Source organism: Pseudomonas sp. S3_A09 (assembly GCF_054668065.1).
In genome coordinates this window covers 5,125,581-5,140,206 of sequence record NZ_CP162752.1, presented here as the reverse complement: position 1 = coordinate 5,140,206, position 14,626 = coordinate 5,125,581, and the positions used below count along the sequence as shown (strand labels likewise).

Sequence of the window (14,626 nt, the reverse complement as noted above, 5' to 3'; positions counted from 1 at the left end):
ATAGCGGGTGTTCGCGGAATTTTATGCTTATTCGCTGGCCTTGAACGTCACCAGTTCACCCTTGCGCCATTTGGCGGCTTTGCCGGTCACGGCTTTGAGGGTCTTGGTCAGGCCTTCTTGCAGCTGCTCGTTGGCGGCAAACACCAGCATCACGCTGTGGCCTTCCTTGAACACGATGCCATGGCCTTCGGCCGACGACACAAAGGCGTAGTCGCCCAGGCCGTAGACGGTCAACTTGATGTCGCGGAACTTCAGTTCGAACTTGCCACCTTCACGGCTGGGCAATACCGCTGCGCGGAAGTGATCGCCCACTTTGAGCTCCAGACGCGGCTTGTCATCCACGACCATCGCTGCCTCGGTATCGATCTCGGCGATGTAGATACCTTCCGGCGTCTGCTCTGTGATGTAAACGAAACGGGATTGAAACTGCTTGACCAACTTTGCGCGCAAATCACCCAGCACGAACAACGCGTGCATATCCAGATTACTGACTGCCAAGGAAACGCCCCCACATCAAAAAGAGCGCCGCCCGCCAGAGCGGGCAGCACAAAAAAACGGCCATTACGGCACGATCCCATCACTCATTCTTTAAAAAACTGAAGAAGAACCCACTGTCGCGCCGCAAGACTAGTACGGACGTACGCGATGGACCTTGCAAGGTCATCAGGCACCACAGGAGATCACAGGTTAAACGGCCCGAGAATACGGGCCGACCAACTTCAGAGAATAACCCAATTAAAAATGCAGTTTTCCGACAAGCAAACACAAATAAACACGCTGTCATGGAACCGGGCGCAGATCGCCGACGACAATACTAAAACAGCAGCACCGATCAAAACCACCCAAAACGTTGCAATCAAGTCAACCGGATCGATCGAAAGGAGCAGGCCATGCAACGATCAACCTACAATGCAATGTCTTCGCACACCCGTCCATCATCTCAGGGCGAGGCTCAATACTACTGCTTGGGCGGCTTCGAGGGGTACTCGGATTCGGTTCTTTTCCAAGTCGTACCTGCCGGCAAAAACTTCTTCCACATCCGTGAAGTGCTCAGCGGCCGAATAAAAGGCTTTCGCAGCGGCCATGTCAAGGCCTGCGAACTGGCCAAGAAACTTGAAGCCCAGTTGCAAGCACCTCATGGAGCGGTCGTTTCGTCCGTCCGATAACTTAACTGCGCCGCCGACCCGCAACAACTGCCATACTGGCCCGTCCACTGAAGTTTGTGCCCTGCGGGCCCAGGTTTCTCCAGTGCAGTTATCTCCAAGGGAAGGCTCTACGTGACGGAATTTGATATCGGCGAATTTTTCATCCATGGCGACGCGAGGGAAGTCGACGGAGAGTTCCAAGCAGTGATCATCATGCGGGCCAAGCCACCGCTGACCACCGTCACCACCCACCAGGTGGAAAAAGACCGTTGGTTCAAAACCGTCGACGCGGCGGCCACCGCCGCAAAAGAATCCGCCAAGGCCCTGAAGGCCGCCGTGGATTCCGGGGCACTCAATTCCTGATAATCCGATAGAACTCTGCTGCACCACAACCCTCCCATGCATAACGACCACCCTGCATGGAGAACGAAATGGACGCGCCAATCCCTACCCTGGAAACCCTGTTTGAACAATTGGGCCTGGACTCAACCCCGGAAGCCATCGACGCCTTTATCGTCGCGCACCCTTTGCCTGAGGACGTGAAACTGATCGATGCACCGTTCTGGTCCGATCAGCAAGCTGCCTTTCTAAAGGAAGAGCTGCGCGACGACGCTGAATGGGCGATTCCCGTGGATGAACTGAATCAACGCCTGCATCAATCACAGTAAGCCGAATCAATGCAGGCTGTCCGACTGCTCCAGGCGCAACAGCGCCTGCCAGGCGGCCCTGCACTCTTCAGCTTCATCACGACTGGCGAAGGCGGTGCCGCGCTGCTCACCGTTGAGCAACACCACCCAGCAAGCCTTCTGGCCCAGCGCACGCAGGGTTTGGGGTACGCCACTGCCAATCATCACGGCGACATCGACTTTGTTTTGCATGGAGCTTCTCCGCAGCATTAGTTAGCTGGCTAACAATGTTGGCCATGCTACGGTTTTCCTCGCGTTGGAAAAAGCTATCCCCGGAATAGCTCCATTGCATAAACAGCAATAATCCCTAGCGCCCGCCTTTCATCTCTTCGGGCTTATAGCCCAGCCGCAAGCCGCCCCAATGCCGACCCTTGACCATGATCGGCACCGACAGGTCGTGCATCAGCTCTCCGGTATCGCGGGTATAGGTTTGCAGCAAGACTGCCTGCTGGTGGCTTCCACAACGGATCCCGGTGCGGTCTTCGAATTTGCGCTTGGTGCGGTTCTGCACGGCATCCACCTGAACATCGCCGGTCAGCGCATGGGAAAACGCCTTGTTGTGCGTCGGCACATAGCCCTGCGGCGTGCAGGCAATGGCGAAGACCAAGCCTTCATGCCGTGGCAACAGCGCTTCCTGGATCGCCGGCAACACCTGGTCGGTGTAGCCGTCGAACCGGGTGTGGTATTTGCTCGGGCTGGTATTGGCAATCAGCGTGTAGCTGCGGTCAAACAGATCATCCAGGCTGATGCGGTTCTGCTGCACATCGGCTTCGAACTGCGCGGCAATCTGGCTGGCGCCTTCACGGGCCAGGTCATAGATGCGCTGGTGATAATCATCCAGCCCTACTTCCGCCAGACGCTCGCTGATGGTTTCGGCCTGCCCTTCCATCTGCACGGCGGCATCGGCCAACTGACGGGTTTGCTGGTCGCTGACGGCCAGGTCGCTGCGCATCTGCTCAACAGCATGGAACAAGCTGTCGAGCTGGGTGCGATTGGTGTCAGTGCCCTGGGCGATCTCATTAACCTGGCCTTCCACATCTGCGGACAACCTGGCGATGTTTTGCAGCTGCTCGCCGGCGTGCTCTACCTGTTCAACGCCAGTCTGCAAGTCGGTCGAGAGCTGACGAATCTGCTCCACCACCTGGACGGTGCGTTGCTGGATATCCGCGACCATCACGCCGACTTCATCGGTGGCCGTAGCCGTACGCCCTGCCAACCCGCGCACCTCATCCGCGACGACCGCAAACCCACGCCCATGCTCACCGGCCCGCGCCGCTTCGATCGCGGCGTTAAGCGCCAAAAGGTTGGTCTGGCTGGCGATGGACTGGATCACCAGGGTCACCCGCTGGATTTCCTCGCTGCGCAGGCTCAAGGCTTCGATCAGCTCACGACTGGCGTTGGCACGCTGGCTGAGCTGATGCATGCGGGTGATCGATTGGGTCAGCACTTCGCGGCCTTCAGTGCTGCGTTGATGGGCCTGGCTGGCGGCACCCAGCGCGTCGCGGCTGAGTTGAGAGGTGAGCTTTTCGGTGCCGATCATTACTTCGGCACTGCTGACAATCTGCTTGGCCGCGCCCAATTGCGACTGCAGGCGAGCCGCCAGTTGCTTGACCGAATAGGCTACCGCGGCTGCGGACAGGGCGTTATGGCTGGTGGTGTAGGACAGGTCGCGAGTCAACTCGCCCATCCCATCGCCGACCTCAGAAGGCGCGCTGGCAGGCGCGCGACTTTTCAGGCGAGGCAGCCAGATCACCAGCAGGGCCAGTGGCAGGCAAAGGTAGAGCGGCAGGCTGGCGAGCGCCAAGCCAAGCAGGACCAACACCAGGGCGGCGCTCTGCAACAGTGGCGTCAGCCAGCCGGGCAGCCCGCGCGCCACCGCTTGCGGTGACACTGCTGCGCCCATCAGAGATCCGTCTCCAGCCATCTTCGTTACCCCACTGTTTGTCATTATTGTCGCTGCATTAAACGCCACTATCGGGCCATTATCCATGGGCCTTTAGTGGGGTAGCTTGCAGCAGATCAATAGACGGGGTGTAACGGGTCTTTCCCGGGGAGCCGCAGGACGGCCCCCCGCTTCACCGCATCAGGCTTGGCGCTGATGCTTGTCGATCTGCTCGTGGCGCTCTTGCGCTTCGATGCAGTACTTGGTGGTCGGGCTGATCAGCAGGCGCTTGAGGCCGATAGGCTCGCCGCTGTCATCGCACCAGCCGAAGGAATCTTCCTTGATACGCTCCAGTGCGCGCTCAAGTTGCGGCAGCATGCGCTGGTCGCGGTCGATGGCGTTGACCAGCCAGGTACGCTCTTCTTCAACGGAAGCGGCGTCGGCCGGGTCGGCCGGGGTGTCCAGGCTTTCAATGGCGATACGGTTCTGTTCAATGCGCTCGTGGTGTTCCACTTTCATGTCTTGCAGCAACTTCTCGAAAAAAGCGTGCTGTTCGGCATTCATGTAGTCATCCGCCGGCATGGCCAGCAACTTTTCCTTTGTCATTGATTTCTCTATAAAAAATACGTGCATTAAGGCGAATAAGGGAGCGTTCCGGCCGACCTTTGCAGGTCTCGGAAGGGCGCCATCCATTTCAAGCGCCACCCGGCACTCAATTTACGAGGGGCGGCAGTCTAAGGCCGACTTGAGGGCGCAGCAACTGAAAAGACAGGCAATTTTTCCGAGATAACCCCCAAAAGCACCAGGACGGGCTCGGCGAATGGTCATCGGAGTGCGTTTATAGCAAGAAATTCAGTGTTGTGGAGCTATATAGAAGACAAACGGTTAGAACTGATCGACGAGGGATCCCATGTGGGAGCGGGTTTGCTCGCGAATGCTGAGTATCAGTCAGCACATCCGGCACTGATACACCGCATTCGCGAGCAAGCCCGCTCCCACAACTTGTCTCGCGTCAGACAGGAAATTCAGTCAGCGTTTGAGTTTGCGCTTGTTGCGGTATTGGTCGATCACCACCGCCACCACAATGATCAGGCCCTTGATGATGTCCTGGATGTACGCGTCCACCCCGACAAAGGTAAACCCGCTGGCCATCACCCCAAGGATCAGCGCGCCAATCACGGTGCCGGTGATGCGCCCTACCCCGCCCGCCAGGCTGGTGCCGCCGATCACTGCCGCAGCAATCGCATCCAGCTCATAAGACATGCCCATGCCGGCCTGGCCGGTCGCGGCACGTGCCGAGGCCACCACACCCGCCAGACCAGCCAGGAGACCGGCGATGCTGTACACGATGATCAGGTGGCGCTTGACGTTGATCCCCGAGGTACGCGCGGCCTGCATGTTGCCGCCAATCGCATAGGTGTACTTGCCGTACTTGGTGTAACGCAGCGCAATATGGAAGATCACCGCCACCACCAGGAAGATGATCACCGGCATCGCGCCATGGCCGATGGCCGTGTACGAGTCCGAAAGCATGCTCACCGGCTGGCCTTCAGTGTAGTAACGCGCCAGGCCACGGGCCGAGACCATCATGCCGAGGGTGGCAATGAACGGCGGAATACCGGTGACGGCGATGATGCTGCCGTTGATCGCACCCGCCAGCAGTCCCACACCCAGCCCCATCGCTACGGGGATCCACACCGGCAAGTCGGTCAGGCTCGGGAACACCGCACGGGAAAAGTCGGAAGTCTGTGCCAAACTCGCCGCGATCATCGCCGACAGCGCCAACACCGAGCCGGAGGACAGATCAATACCCGTGGTGATGATGACTTGAGTCACGCCGATCGCCAGCAGGCCGATGATCGACACTTGCAGGATCATCAGCACCAGGCGCTGGGAGTTCATCAGGAAGCTCTGGTCACGCACGATCCAGCCAAACAGCTCGAAGACCAGGCCGATGCCGATCAGCACCAGGAAGATGCTCAGCTCGGTGGGCAGGCGTCGACGACTTTTGGTGGGTACCGTCGCGGGTTTGTTATCTGTTATTGCGTTCATAGCCCTTCACCTTCTTATTCTGTACGTCAGTGGACTGCCGTCATCCCGGAGGCCAACTGCATGACTTTTTCCTGGGTCGCTTCGCTGCGGTCCAAGGTGCCCATCAACTCGCCTTCGTGCATCACCATGACCCGATCGCTCATGCCCAGCACTTCGGGCAATTCGGAGGAAATCATGATCACGGCCATGCCTTCGCTGGCGAGGAAAGCGATCAATCGGTAGATCTCGGCCTTGGCGCCCACGTCGATGCCACGGGTGGGTTCATCGAGGATCAGCAGACGCGGGTTGGTCATCAGCCAGCGCGCCAGCAAAGCCTTCTGCTGGTTGCCGCCGGACAAGGTGTCGATGCACTGCTCAAGGGACGGGGTTTTCACCCGCAGCTTCTTGCACATGTCTTCGCACAGCGCACGCAGGGCTTTCTGCTGGATAAAGCCGTTGCCGGTGTAGTGCGGCAATACCGCCATTTCCATGTTTTCCAGCACCGACAGGCAGGGGAACAGGCCGCTGAGCTTGCGGTCCTCGGTCAACAGCGCAAAGCCTTTCTCGATGGCCATGTGCGGGTCGCTAATGCGCACCGCCTTGCCATCCAGAGTGATCTGGCCGCTGCTGCTGGGGGTGATACCAAAAATGGTTTCCGCCACATTGGTACGGCCCGAGCCCATCAAGCCGGCAATACCGAGGATTTCACCGGCGTGCAGGTCGAACGACACATCCTTGAATACGCCGTCCAGCGTCAGGTCGCGCACCGTCAGCAACAGGTCGCCGATGGGCGTCTCGCGTAGCGGGAACAACTGGCTCAGCTCACGACCGACCATCATCGAAATCAGACTGTCGCTGTTCATGCTGTCGGCGCGTTGCAGGCCGATGTAGTGCCCGTCACGGAACACCGCCACTTCATCGGCGATGGCGAACACTTCGTTCATTTTATGGGTGATGTAAACGATGCCTTTGCCCTGGGACTTGAGGTCGGCAATGATCGAAAACAGGTGGGCCACTTCCTTCTCGGTAATGGCCGATGTCGGTTCATCCATGATCAGGATGTCGGAGTCGTAGGACACGGCCTTGGCAATCTCGACCATCTGCCGCTCGGCGATGCTCAGGTTGCCCACCTGTTCCTCGGGGTCCAGGTTGATGCGCAGGCGCGCCAGCAGTTCGGCGGTGCAGCGGTGCATTTCGCGGTGGTTGACCATGTGCAGGCTGTTGAGCTGCTCGCGGCCAATCCAGATATTCTCGGCGATGCTCATGTGCGGCATCAGGTTGAGTTCCTGGTGGATCATCGCGATCCCAGCCTTCTGGGCCGCCAGGGGCGTTTCAAACACGATCGGCTTGCCACGCAGGCGGATTTCCCCGGCGTCGGGCTGGTAGATGCCGGCGATGATTTTCATCAACGTCGACTTGCCCGCACCGTTCTCGCCCATCAGCGCCAGCACGGTGCCAGGGCGCACCCGCAGTTGCACGTCGGCCAGGGCCACGACGCCGGGAAAGCCTTTGCTGATGTTGACGATTTCCAGCAGGTAGGGTTCTTCCAGCGTCTGAGGCTGAAGACTGGGAGGCTGCGAGACAGTCGCTTGAGCGAGCATAAGGAGGTACTCCATCTGCAGGGCGACCGAAACCGCCCTGCCGGCTTATTGTTGTTATCCAGGGGCTACTTGAAGTCTTTGACGTTGTCCGGGGTGATCAGTTGGAACGGGATCACCACGTTCTGCTCGATAGGCTCGTTCTTGGCCATCTTGCGCGCCGTCTCCACCGACTTGTCGGCCTGGCCCTTTGCATCCTGGAAGGCCGACACCGTCATGTCACCCTTGGTGATCGCATTCAGGCCATCCGGCGTGCCGTCGACACCGGCGATCAACACGCCTTTCTTGCCCGCCGATTTCAGGGCCATGGCGGCACCGATCGCCATCTCATCGTTGTTCGACAGCACCGCCTGGAAGTCACGGCCCTGGGTCAGCCAGTCGTTGACCAGGGTCATGCCCCTGTCACGCAGCCAGATACCGGTCTGTTCCTGCTCGATCTTGATGCCTGGGTACTTGGTCAGGACCTCCTTCACACCTTTGGTACGGTTGGTGGTGGAGTTGTTCGCCAGGTCACCCAGCAGAATCACGATATTGCCTTTGCCGCCGAGCTTTTCGGCGATGTACTGCATCTGCAGCTTCCCGGCCTCGACGTCATCGGACGTCACCGCCGCAACACCGGGGGCCAATGTTGGGCTGTCAGGACGACGGTTGACGAACACCAGCGGAATTTTCGCAGCGGTGGCGGCCTTGATGATATTGGCCGTCGACGCGGTATCCACCGGGTTGACGATGATCGCGTCGACTTTCTGGCTGATAAAGTTCTCGACCTGGCTCAGTTGCTTGACCACGTCGGCACGGGCGTCTTCGAACTGCAATTGCACGCCATCACCCTTGGGATAGGACTTGGCTTGCTTGTCCATGTCTTCGCGCAGGTAGGTGAGAAAGGTGTCATCAAAGGCGGACATGCTCACGCCTATCTTCAGATCGGCGGCAGAGGCAACACCGCTGGCGAGCAGCATGGACAGGGCCAGCGCGGTAAAACGGATCGGGGTCTTCATGAACGGTCTGTCTCCACTTTCTTGTTGGTTTTTTGGACGTTGCGTTTATCAGAGCTCTGCAGGCAGCCGGACGACGGGGGCACCCGGAATACAGCACACCAGCGCACCTTTGTTTTCGACGCACAGCACATTAAGGAAGGAGAAGTAGAACGGCCGGGCGCGGGGCAGACCGCGTGGCGCAAGAGCGGGGCGTAAAACTCGCAGTACAGCGTTGAAGATTTTCATCTGACGGTACCTGGTTGTTTTGATCTTGTTTTTGTTGAGTCGCGCGGATCAAGCCGAACGTACTTTATGCAACCTGGAAAAGACTTTATTGGAAAATAATTTCCATATCAACCTGTTTTAGAATTTTATTCTATTTTTGTTGAAACCACCTGCTGGCGCTCGGCGCTCAGGCGTGCGGCGTCCAATATACGGGTGGTTTCCAGAGCGTCATAGGCATCCACCGGCAGCGGTCCCTGCCCGTGTACAGCCAGTTGCAACTGTCGATAGAACTGCGTCCAGCAGCCCTTCTCCGACGGTACCCGCTCGCGCTCCGGGCCTTGCTCGAACCATCCCCAACGTCGATGCTCTTCGGCGCCCCAATGCTCGCCTTCGGTTTTCGGCGACTTGCCGGCCATCAAGGCTTCTTCCTGGCCGTCGAGGCCTTCGACGGTGTAACAGCCTGCGCTGCCACTGACCCGAAAGCGCGGCGCCTGGCTGTTTTGCAACGCGCTGCCCCACAGGTGGGAGATCACGCCGTTGGCATGGGTCAGCGAGACAAAGAAGCCGTGATCTACCGTGGGGTGTTCGACGGTGTAGTGCAGTTGGGCGAATACACGATCAACCGGGCCAAACAGTTGCAACGCCTGGTCGACCAAATGGCTGCCCAGGTCGCGCAGCCAGCCGCCACCGCTGGCGTTGCCCACGGCTTGCGGGCTGTAGCGCTCCACACGGGATTCAAAGCGGGTGATCTTGCCCAGGGCGCCGGCATCAATGAGCTTGCGCAGGGTCAGGTAGTCCGAGTCCCAGCGTCGGTTCTGGTACACGCTGAGCAGCGTGCCCTGGCGCTCGGCGGCGGTGATCAGCGCCTGGGCCTGTTCAGCGTTGGCGGCGAAGGGTTTGTCGCTGACGACGGCAACGCCGTGTTCGATGGCTTCCAGCACCAGGGCTGGGCGGCCTTTGAGGGTGGTGGAGACGACCAGAGCGTCGACGCCGACTTCAACGATCTGGCCGATGTTGTCAAAAGCTCTGACACTGGGGTGGTCGGTTGCCAGTTGCTGGCGGCGTTCAAGTGAGCGAGTCACCACGCCGACAAACGTCGCACCTGGCAGGGTTGCAATCAGCGGCGCATGAAAAACGCGCCCTCCGTGGCCGTAGCCGACTAGACCGATGCGCATGCATACACTCCTTAATGAAGGGGAAACCCAATCAAAATGTGGGAGCGGGCTTGCTCGCGAATGCGGTGTGTCAGATACACATTCTTTAACTGACACATCGCATTCGCGAGCAAGCCCGCTCCCACACTGACTGCTTTCCATCTGTGGGATCGCGGTCAGCCGTAGAAGTGTGGGCGGTCCGGCAAGCTCACTTTCACAATCTGCTCACTGTTCTGCGCCTCAATACACGCATCCGCCGCCACCGCCGCCGCAAAGCCATCCCACGCCGACGGTCCACCGACCTGTCCCGCACGCACGCTGTCGATGAACGCCTGCAACTCCACGTCGTATGCGCCGATAAACCGATCTTTCCAATCCATCAGGATTGCGTTGGACAGCTTCGCGCCGCTGCGCAGTTGCACCTGGGACGGCTCCGGCAGCTTGGCGATGCCGGTCTCCCCCACCACTTCGCACTGGATGTCATAGCCGTACTGGCAGTTCACGAACACTTCCACATCAATGCGCGTGCCTTTGGCGGTCTCCAACAGCACGATCTGCGGGTCGCGCAGATGGGCGAGCGCCTTGCTGGATTTGCGCGGAAACACCACTTGCACCGAGACGTAGTCATCGTTGAGCAACCACCGCAGCACATCCAGTTCGTGGATCAGGGTGTCGGTGATCGCCATGTCGGTCTTGTAGTTCTCGCCCACCGTCGGGTTGCGATGCGCGCAGTGCAGCATCAGCGGCTCGCCGATCTGGCCGCTGTCGATCACGGCTTTGAGGGCGCGATAGCCTTCATCGTAAGGGCGCATGAAGCCGACCTGCACCAGGCGTTTGCCGAAAGCTACTTCGGCATCGACGATCTTGCGGCAGCCTTCGGCGGTGACCGCCAAGGGTTTTTCGCAGAACACCGGTTTGCCGGCGGCGATGGCGGCCAGCACGAATTCTTCGTGGCTCGGGCCCCAGGAGGTGACGAGGACCGCTTCGACCTCGGGTGAATGGATCAGCGCATGGCCGTCGGCGTACACCTCGGCGCTGATGTTCAAGTCAGCCACCACCTTGGCGGCTTGCTCCAGGTTGATGTCAGTCACCGCCACCACTTGGCTGTTGAGCAAGGTCTGACTGCAGCGACGGATATGGTCCCGGCCGATAGCGCCTGTACCGATCACACCCAGTTTCAAAGACATACAAACACTCCTCTTGTTATTAGTACTGCCGGGCCTTCGCCAGGTGTTCATTGAGTTTTTTCGCGGCGGCATTCGTGCGTTCGCTGGTGGAGACCTGCGCCACGCCCACCCGCCACCACGACAGGTAGCCGTGGATCATGGTCTTGGGCAGCACCTTGATATCGATCAGCGTGGAAACCGTCTGCTTACGTGCATCGGCCAGTGCCGCTTCGAGCTGTTCCACGCTGCTGACCTTGTAGGTCTTGCAGCCATAGGCCGCTGCGCTCATGGCGAAATCCACCGGTACAAGGCCACCGTCAAGCTTGCCGCTCTCGGGGTTGCGGTAGCGGAATTCGGTGCCGAAGCTGTCCATACCGTTGCCGATCTGCAGGTTGTTGATGCAGCCGAACGCCATATTGTCGAGCAGCACCACGTTGATCTTGCGCCGCTCCTGGATCGAGGTCGCCAGTTCCGAGTGCAGCATCATGTAGGACCCATCGCCGACCAAGGCGTAGACCTCTTTGGTCGGCTCCGCGAGTTTCACGCCCAGGGCCGCATTGATCTCGTACCCCATGCACGAATAGCCGTACTCGACGTGGTAGGTGTTGACGCCCTTGCTGCGCCAGGCACGCTGCAAATCGCCGGGCAGGCTGCCGGCGGCGGCGACGATGATCGCGTCGTCGGCCAGGGCCTCATTCAATACACCCAGCACGCGGCTTTGGGTCAGGCACGAGCCGGTCAGCTCGATAAATTCACGCAGCACCGTGCGGTCCAGGTGGTCGTCGACCTCAGGCACGAAACCGTCGCCGGCATACTCCACCTGATGCACGCGGTCCACTTCGGCCTCCAACTGCGCCTTGGCCTCAGCGATCTGCCCGCCCCAGCCGGAACGGTAATCGCCCAAGGCATCGGCCAGTGCTTCGAGGGCGACGTGCGCGTCGGCCAACACCTGTACGCCGTCGAGTTTCAGGGCATCGCAGGGGCTGATATTGAGGTTGAGAAACTTCACCTCGGCATGCTTGAACAGCGATTTTGACGAGGTGGTGAAGTCGGTGTAGCGCGTGCCGATACCAATGATCAGGTCCGCTTCGGGCGCCAGCAGATTCGCCGCCAGGCAGCCGGTTTCACCAATCCCGCCGACGTTCAGCGGATGACTGGAAACCACGGCGCTCTTACCCGCCTGGGTTTCCGCGAAGGGAATATCAAACCGTTCAGCAAAGGCTTGCAGCGCGGCATTGGCGCCGGAGTACTTCACGCCGCCACCGCAGATGATCAGCGGCTTGCGCTTGCCCCGGAACGCCGCCAACGCATCGCCGATCATCGCGGCGGTGGCCGGGCGGCGGTCGATACGGTGCACACGTTTTTGCAGGAAGTAGTCCGGGTAATCCCAAGCCTCGCCCTGCACATCCTGGGGCAGCGCCAGGGTCACCGCGCCGGTTTCGGCAGGATCGGTGAGCACGCGCATGGCGTGAATCGCCGCCGTCATCAGCTGCTCAGGCCGGTTGATGCGGTCCCAGTACTTGCTGACGGAACGGAACGCATCGTTGGTGCTGATGCTCAAGTCGTGGAACTGCTCGATCTGCTGCAACACCGGGTCGGGCTGGCGGCTGGCGTAGACATCGCCGGGCAGCAACAGCAACGGGATACGGTTGGCGGTGGCGGTCGCCGCCGCGGTAAGCATATTCGCAGCACCCGGGCCGACGGAGGCGGTGCAGGCGTAGATCTTGCGGCGCAGGTGCTGCTTGGCGAAACCAATCGCGGCATGCGCCATGCCCTGCTCGTTGCGGCCCTGGTGCACCACCAGGTCGCCGGCGTCCTGTTCAAGGGCCTGGCCCAGGCCCAGCACATTGCCGTGGCCGAAAATGGTGAACACGCCGGCGACGAACTTGCTTTGTACGCCGTCGACTTCGATGTATTGGTTATCCAGGAACTTCACCAGGGCCTGGGCCATGGTCAATCTTGTTGTGGTCATGTTCGCACCTTGTATGAATGCAAATCTGTCGATCAACAGTGATCCCATGTGGGAGCGGGCTTGCTCGCGAAAGCGATGGGTCAGTAAGTCAATCCGGTGACTGACACACCGCCTTCGCGAGCTCGCCCGCTCCCACAAGTTATCCGCTGTCAGTTCCGGGATTTGTTCAGATGGGCAATGCTCGCGCCCAACGCTTGCTGGATATCCGCCAGCTCGTGCACGCTTGTCGCAAACGGTTCGAACGACAGGTAGCCGCTGTAACCGCTGCTGAGCAAGGTGTCGATCTGCGCGGCGTTGCCGAGGATATCGCCCTCGCCCACCAGCACCCGGTGACCGTCGCGAATCGATTGGAGCGGCGCCTCGGCATCTTCCACACCGGAGATATGCACCAGCCCGGTCAACTCCGGAAAAAACTCATGTTCGCCGGCCAGGTGATGATGGAAGGTGTCGTGCACCAGGCGAAACACATCCAGGCCGCCGATGGACTGGATCGCGTTCACCGCCACGCGCTTACGGCGCATGGTGCATTCTTCGAAGCCCAGGGGCTCGATAAACCCGAGAATCCCGTACTCGCGCAGGATCGGCGCCAGCTCGCTCAACGCAGTGCGCAAACCGGCGGCACGCTGGGCTTCGTTGCGGGTGTCGCCGGGTTCATTGAACGGACACATCACCAAGCCCTGCGCACCGCATTCGCGAGCATACGTGGCGAGCGCTATCGCCTGGGCGCGGCGCTCGTCATTCCACACATCGAAGGGGTACAGCGCGTTGATCGACAGCACCGTGATGCCCTGGGCCGCACACAATTCACGCACGCGGCTGGCCGGGGTGCCGTATTCGATCTGACGATCCTTGAGGTCGTTGCGAATCTCGATGGCATCGCATTTCAAGGCCACGGCCAGTTGGATGAAATCCGGCAGGGACAGGTTGGGCGCGACCATACGGTTAAGGGCGAAACGTAGAGGCGACTTCATTCTTGTTGTTCTCCGTCCAAACCGCTGATTAAAGGTCCAGCAGCCAACTGTGCTGCGGGTCGTTATGGAAATGCCAGGCGCGCTTGGGGCCGGCCATCACGTTCAGGTAATAAGACTCGTAGCCATAGGGCACGCTAACCGGGTGATACCCCTTGGGCACCACCACCAGGTCGCTGTTTTCCACGGCCATGGCCTGGTCGATGCTGCGGTCGTCGGTGTAAACGCGCTGGAACACGAAGCCCTGGGGCGGGTTGATCTGGTGGTAGTAGGTTTCTTCCAGGAAGCTCTGGTGCGGCAGGTCATCGGTGTCGTGCTTGTGCGGCGGGTAACTCGACGAATGCCCGGACGGCGTACGTACTTCCACCACCAGCAGGGAATGGGCCGGCTCGCTGTCGGGCAGGATGTCGCAGACGTAGCGGGTGTTGGCGCCCTTGCCGCGTACGCTGCGCTTGCAATTTTCCGGGCGGATCAGACGCGGCTCGTAGCCCACGGTGCCCGGTGCGGCGCATACGGCAATCTGTACGTCGCTCAACGCGGTGACCAGGGCATCAGTGCCCGGCGGCAGGTAGGCGGCGAACGGGGATTTGTCTTCAAACACCGATTGTCGATCGCCCAGGTTCTGCCAGTTGAAACCTTCGCCTTCGATGTTCACCCGGCCGCTGAGCAGCACCAGGCACAGTTCTTTATCACCGGCACTGACCGGCAGGGTTTCCCCCAGGCTCAGGCGGTAGGCGCAAAAGCCCACATACTCCAGGCGTCCGGCTTCCAGGGCGACCATGGTCTGGCCGCGTTTGCTGCTTTTGACCAACAAGCTCATCA

General features: G+C 59.9%; 16 protein-coding genes. 3 read left to right on the top strand and 13 right to left on the bottom strand.

The features are described from left to right. Nucleotides 1-27 precede the first annotated feature (27 nt). On the bottom strand, nt 28-477 hold the full coding sequence (locus AB4N92_RS24015; protein ID WP_010211009.1) for a hypothetical protein: 450 nt from the start codon (nt 475-477) through the stop codon (nt 28-30). 413 nt (nt 478-890) lie between these two features. On the opposite strand from AB4N92_RS24015, the gene AB4N92_RS24010 reads away from it, so the two are divergent. The 3 genes from AB4N92_RS24010 to AB4N92_RS24000 all read left to right on the top strand — a co-directional run bounded on the left by AB4N92_RS24010 (nt 891) and on the right by AB4N92_RS24000 (nt 1,813). After that, nucleotides 891-1,166, top strand: coding sequence for a hypothetical protein (locus AB4N92_RS24010; RefSeq protein WP_236267315.1), 276 nt, complete (start codon nt 891-893; stop codon nt 1,164-1,166). A 111-nt stretch (nt 1,167-1,277) separates the two neighbouring features. Continuing rightward, complete coding sequence (locus tag AB4N92_RS24005; RefSeq protein WP_010211011.1) at nt 1,278-1,508, top strand: hypothetical protein; 231 nt, start codon at nt 1,278-1,280, stop codon at nt 1,506-1,508. Nucleotides 1,509-1,576: 68 nt separating this feature from the next. Further along, nucleotides 1,577-1,813: a DUF2789 domain-containing protein gene (locus tag AB4N92_RS24000; RefSeq protein WP_010211012.1), complete on the top strand. Its 237-nt coding sequence runs from the start codon at nt 1,577-1,579 to the stop codon at nt 1,811-1,813. A gap of 6 nt (nt 1,814-1,819) precedes the next feature. Here AB4N92_RS24000 and AB4N92_RS23995 read toward each other — a convergent pair whose 3' ends face one another. The 12 genes from AB4N92_RS23995 to iolB all read right to left on the bottom strand — a co-directional run bounded on the left by AB4N92_RS23995 (nt 1,820) and on the right by iolB (nt 14,624). Continuing rightward, nucleotides 1,820-2,023, bottom strand: a complete 204-nt coding sequence (locus tag AB4N92_RS23995; protein ID WP_010211013.1) for a hypothetical protein — start codon at nt 2,021-2,023, stop codon at nt 1,820-1,822. A gap of 115 nt (nt 2,024-2,138) precedes the next feature. Then, nucleotides 2,139-3,371: a methyl-accepting chemotaxis protein gene (locus tag AB4N92_RS23990; protein WP_373422412.1), complete on the bottom strand. Its 1,233-nt coding sequence runs from the start codon at nt 3,369-3,371 to the stop codon at nt 2,139-2,141. 543 nt (nt 3,372-3,914) lie between these two features. Further along, nucleotides 3,915-4,319: a TraR/DksA family transcriptional regulator gene (locus tag AB4N92_RS23985; protein WP_003191666.1), complete on the bottom strand. Its 405-nt coding sequence runs from the start codon at nt 4,317-4,319 to the stop codon at nt 3,915-3,917. Between the two features lie 423 nt (nt 4,320-4,742). Then, the gene (locus AB4N92_RS23980; RefSeq protein WP_010211015.1) at nt 4,743-5,765 is read right to left on the bottom strand and encodes an ABC transporter permease; all 1,023 of its coding nucleotides are present in this window, start codon (nt 5,763-5,765) and stop codon (nt 4,743-4,745) included. A 26-nt stretch (nt 5,766-5,791) separates the two neighbouring features. Then, nucleotides 5,792-7,345, bottom strand: coding sequence for a sugar ABC transporter ATP-binding protein (locus AB4N92_RS23975; protein WP_010211017.1), 1,554 nt, complete (start codon nt 7,343-7,345; stop codon nt 5,792-5,794). Between the two features lie 65 nt (nt 7,346-7,410). Continuing rightward, complete coding sequence (locus AB4N92_RS23970; RefSeq protein WP_042572060.1) at nt 7,411-8,340, bottom strand: sugar ABC transporter substrate-binding protein; 930 nt, start codon at nt 8,338-8,340, stop codon at nt 7,411-7,413. A 48-nt stretch (nt 8,341-8,388) separates the two neighbouring features. Further along, the gene (locus tag AB4N92_RS23965) at nt 8,389-8,565 is read right to left on the bottom strand and encodes a hypothetical protein (RefSeq protein ID WP_167337367.1); all 177 of its coding nucleotides are present in this window, start codon (nt 8,563-8,565) and stop codon (nt 8,389-8,391) included. 125 nt (nt 8,566-8,690) lie between these two features. Then, nucleotides 8,691-9,719 (bottom strand): Gfo/Idh/MocA family protein, encoded by a 1,029-nt coding sequence (locus AB4N92_RS23960; RefSeq protein ID WP_176332215.1) that lies wholly within the window; start codon nt 9,717-9,719, stop codon nt 8,691-8,693. Between the two features lie 155 nt (nt 9,720-9,874). Next, a complete protein-coding gene (locus AB4N92_RS23955) occupies nt 9,875-10,885 on the bottom strand; it encodes a bifunctional inositol 2-dehydrogenase/D-chiro-inositol 1-dehydrogenase (RefSeq protein WP_021491721.1) in 1,011 nt (336 codons plus the stop codon). Between the two features lie 19 nt (nt 10,886-10,904). Then, complete coding sequence (iolD, locus tag AB4N92_RS23950) at nt 10,905-12,836, bottom strand: 3D-(3,5/4)-trihydroxycyclohexane-1,2-dione acylhydrolase (decyclizing) (RefSeq protein WP_047543093.1); 1,932 nt, start codon at nt 12,834-12,836, stop codon at nt 10,905-10,907. A 149-nt stretch (nt 12,837-12,985) separates the two neighbouring features. Continuing rightward, nucleotides 12,986-13,807 (bottom strand): TIM barrel protein, encoded by an 822-nt coding sequence (locus AB4N92_RS23945; protein ID WP_236267316.1) that lies wholly within the window; start codon nt 13,805-13,807, stop codon nt 12,986-12,988. 28 nt (nt 13,808-13,835) lie between these two features. After that, a complete protein-coding gene (gene iolB, locus AB4N92_RS23940) occupies nt 13,836-14,624 on the bottom strand; it encodes a 5-deoxy-glucuronate isomerase (RefSeq protein ID WP_010211023.1) in 789 nt (262 codons plus the stop codon). Between the last annotated feature and the right edge of the window lie 2 nt (nt 14,625-14,626).

Bases quoted from the DNA above. Each gene is read 5' to 3' on its own strand.
- AB4N92_RS24015 (WP_010211009.1), bottom strand. From the start codon at position 477: ATGCACGCGTTGTTCGTGCTGGGTGATTTGCGCGCAAAGTTGGTCAAG.
- AB4N92_RS24010 (WP_236267315.1), top strand. From the start codon at position 891: ATGCAACGATCAACCTACAATGCAATGTCTTCGCACACCCGTCCATCA.
- AB4N92_RS24000 (WP_010211012.1), top strand. From the start codon at position 1,577: ATGGACGCGCCAATCCCTACCCTGGAAACCCTGTTTGAACAATTGGGC.
- AB4N92_RS23995 (WP_010211013.1), bottom strand. From the start codon at position 2,023: ATGCAAAACAAAGTCGATGTCGCCGTGATGATTGGCAGTGGCGTACCC.
- AB4N92_RS23990 (WP_373422412.1), bottom strand. From the start codon at position 3,371: ATGATCGGCACCGAAAAGCTCACCTCTCAACTCAGCCGCGACGCGCTG.
- AB4N92_RS23985 (WP_003191666.1), bottom strand. From the start codon at position 4,319: ATGACAAAGGAAAAGTTGCTGGCCATGCCGGCGGATGACTACATGAAT.
- AB4N92_RS23980 (WP_010211015.1), bottom strand. From the start codon at position 5,765: ATGAACGCAATAACAGATAACAAACCCGCGACGGTACCCACCAAAAGT.
- AB4N92_RS23975 (WP_010211017.1), bottom strand. From the start codon at position 7,345: ATGCTCGCTCAAGCGACTGTCTCGCAGCCTCCCAGTCTTCAGCCTCAG.
- AB4N92_RS23970 (WP_042572060.1), bottom strand. From the start codon at position 8,340: ATGAAGACCCCGATCCGTTTTACCGCGCTGGCCCTGTCCATGCTGCTC.
- AB4N92_RS23965 (WP_167337367.1), bottom strand. From the start codon at position 8,565: ATGAAAATCTTCAACGCTGTACTGCGAGTTTTACGCCCCGCTCTTGCG.
- AB4N92_RS23960 (WP_176332215.1), bottom strand. From the start codon at position 9,719: ATGCGCATCGGTCTAGTCGGCTACGGCCACGGAGGGCGCGTTTTTCAT.
- AB4N92_RS23955 (WP_021491721.1), bottom strand. From the start codon at position 10,885: ATGTCTTTGAAACTGGGTGTGATCGGTACAGGCGCTATCGGCCGGGAC.
- iolD (WP_047543093.1), bottom strand. From the start codon at position 12,836: ATGACCACAACAAGATTGACCATGGCCCAGGCCCTGGTGAAGTTCCTG.
- AB4N92_RS23945 (WP_236267316.1), bottom strand. From the start codon at position 13,807: ATGAAGTCGCCTCTACGTTTCGCCCTTAACCGTATGGTCGCGCCCAAC.
- iolB (WP_010211023.1), bottom strand. From the start codon at position 14,624: ATGAGCTTGTTGGTCAAAAGCAGCAAACGCGGCCAGACCATGGTCGCC.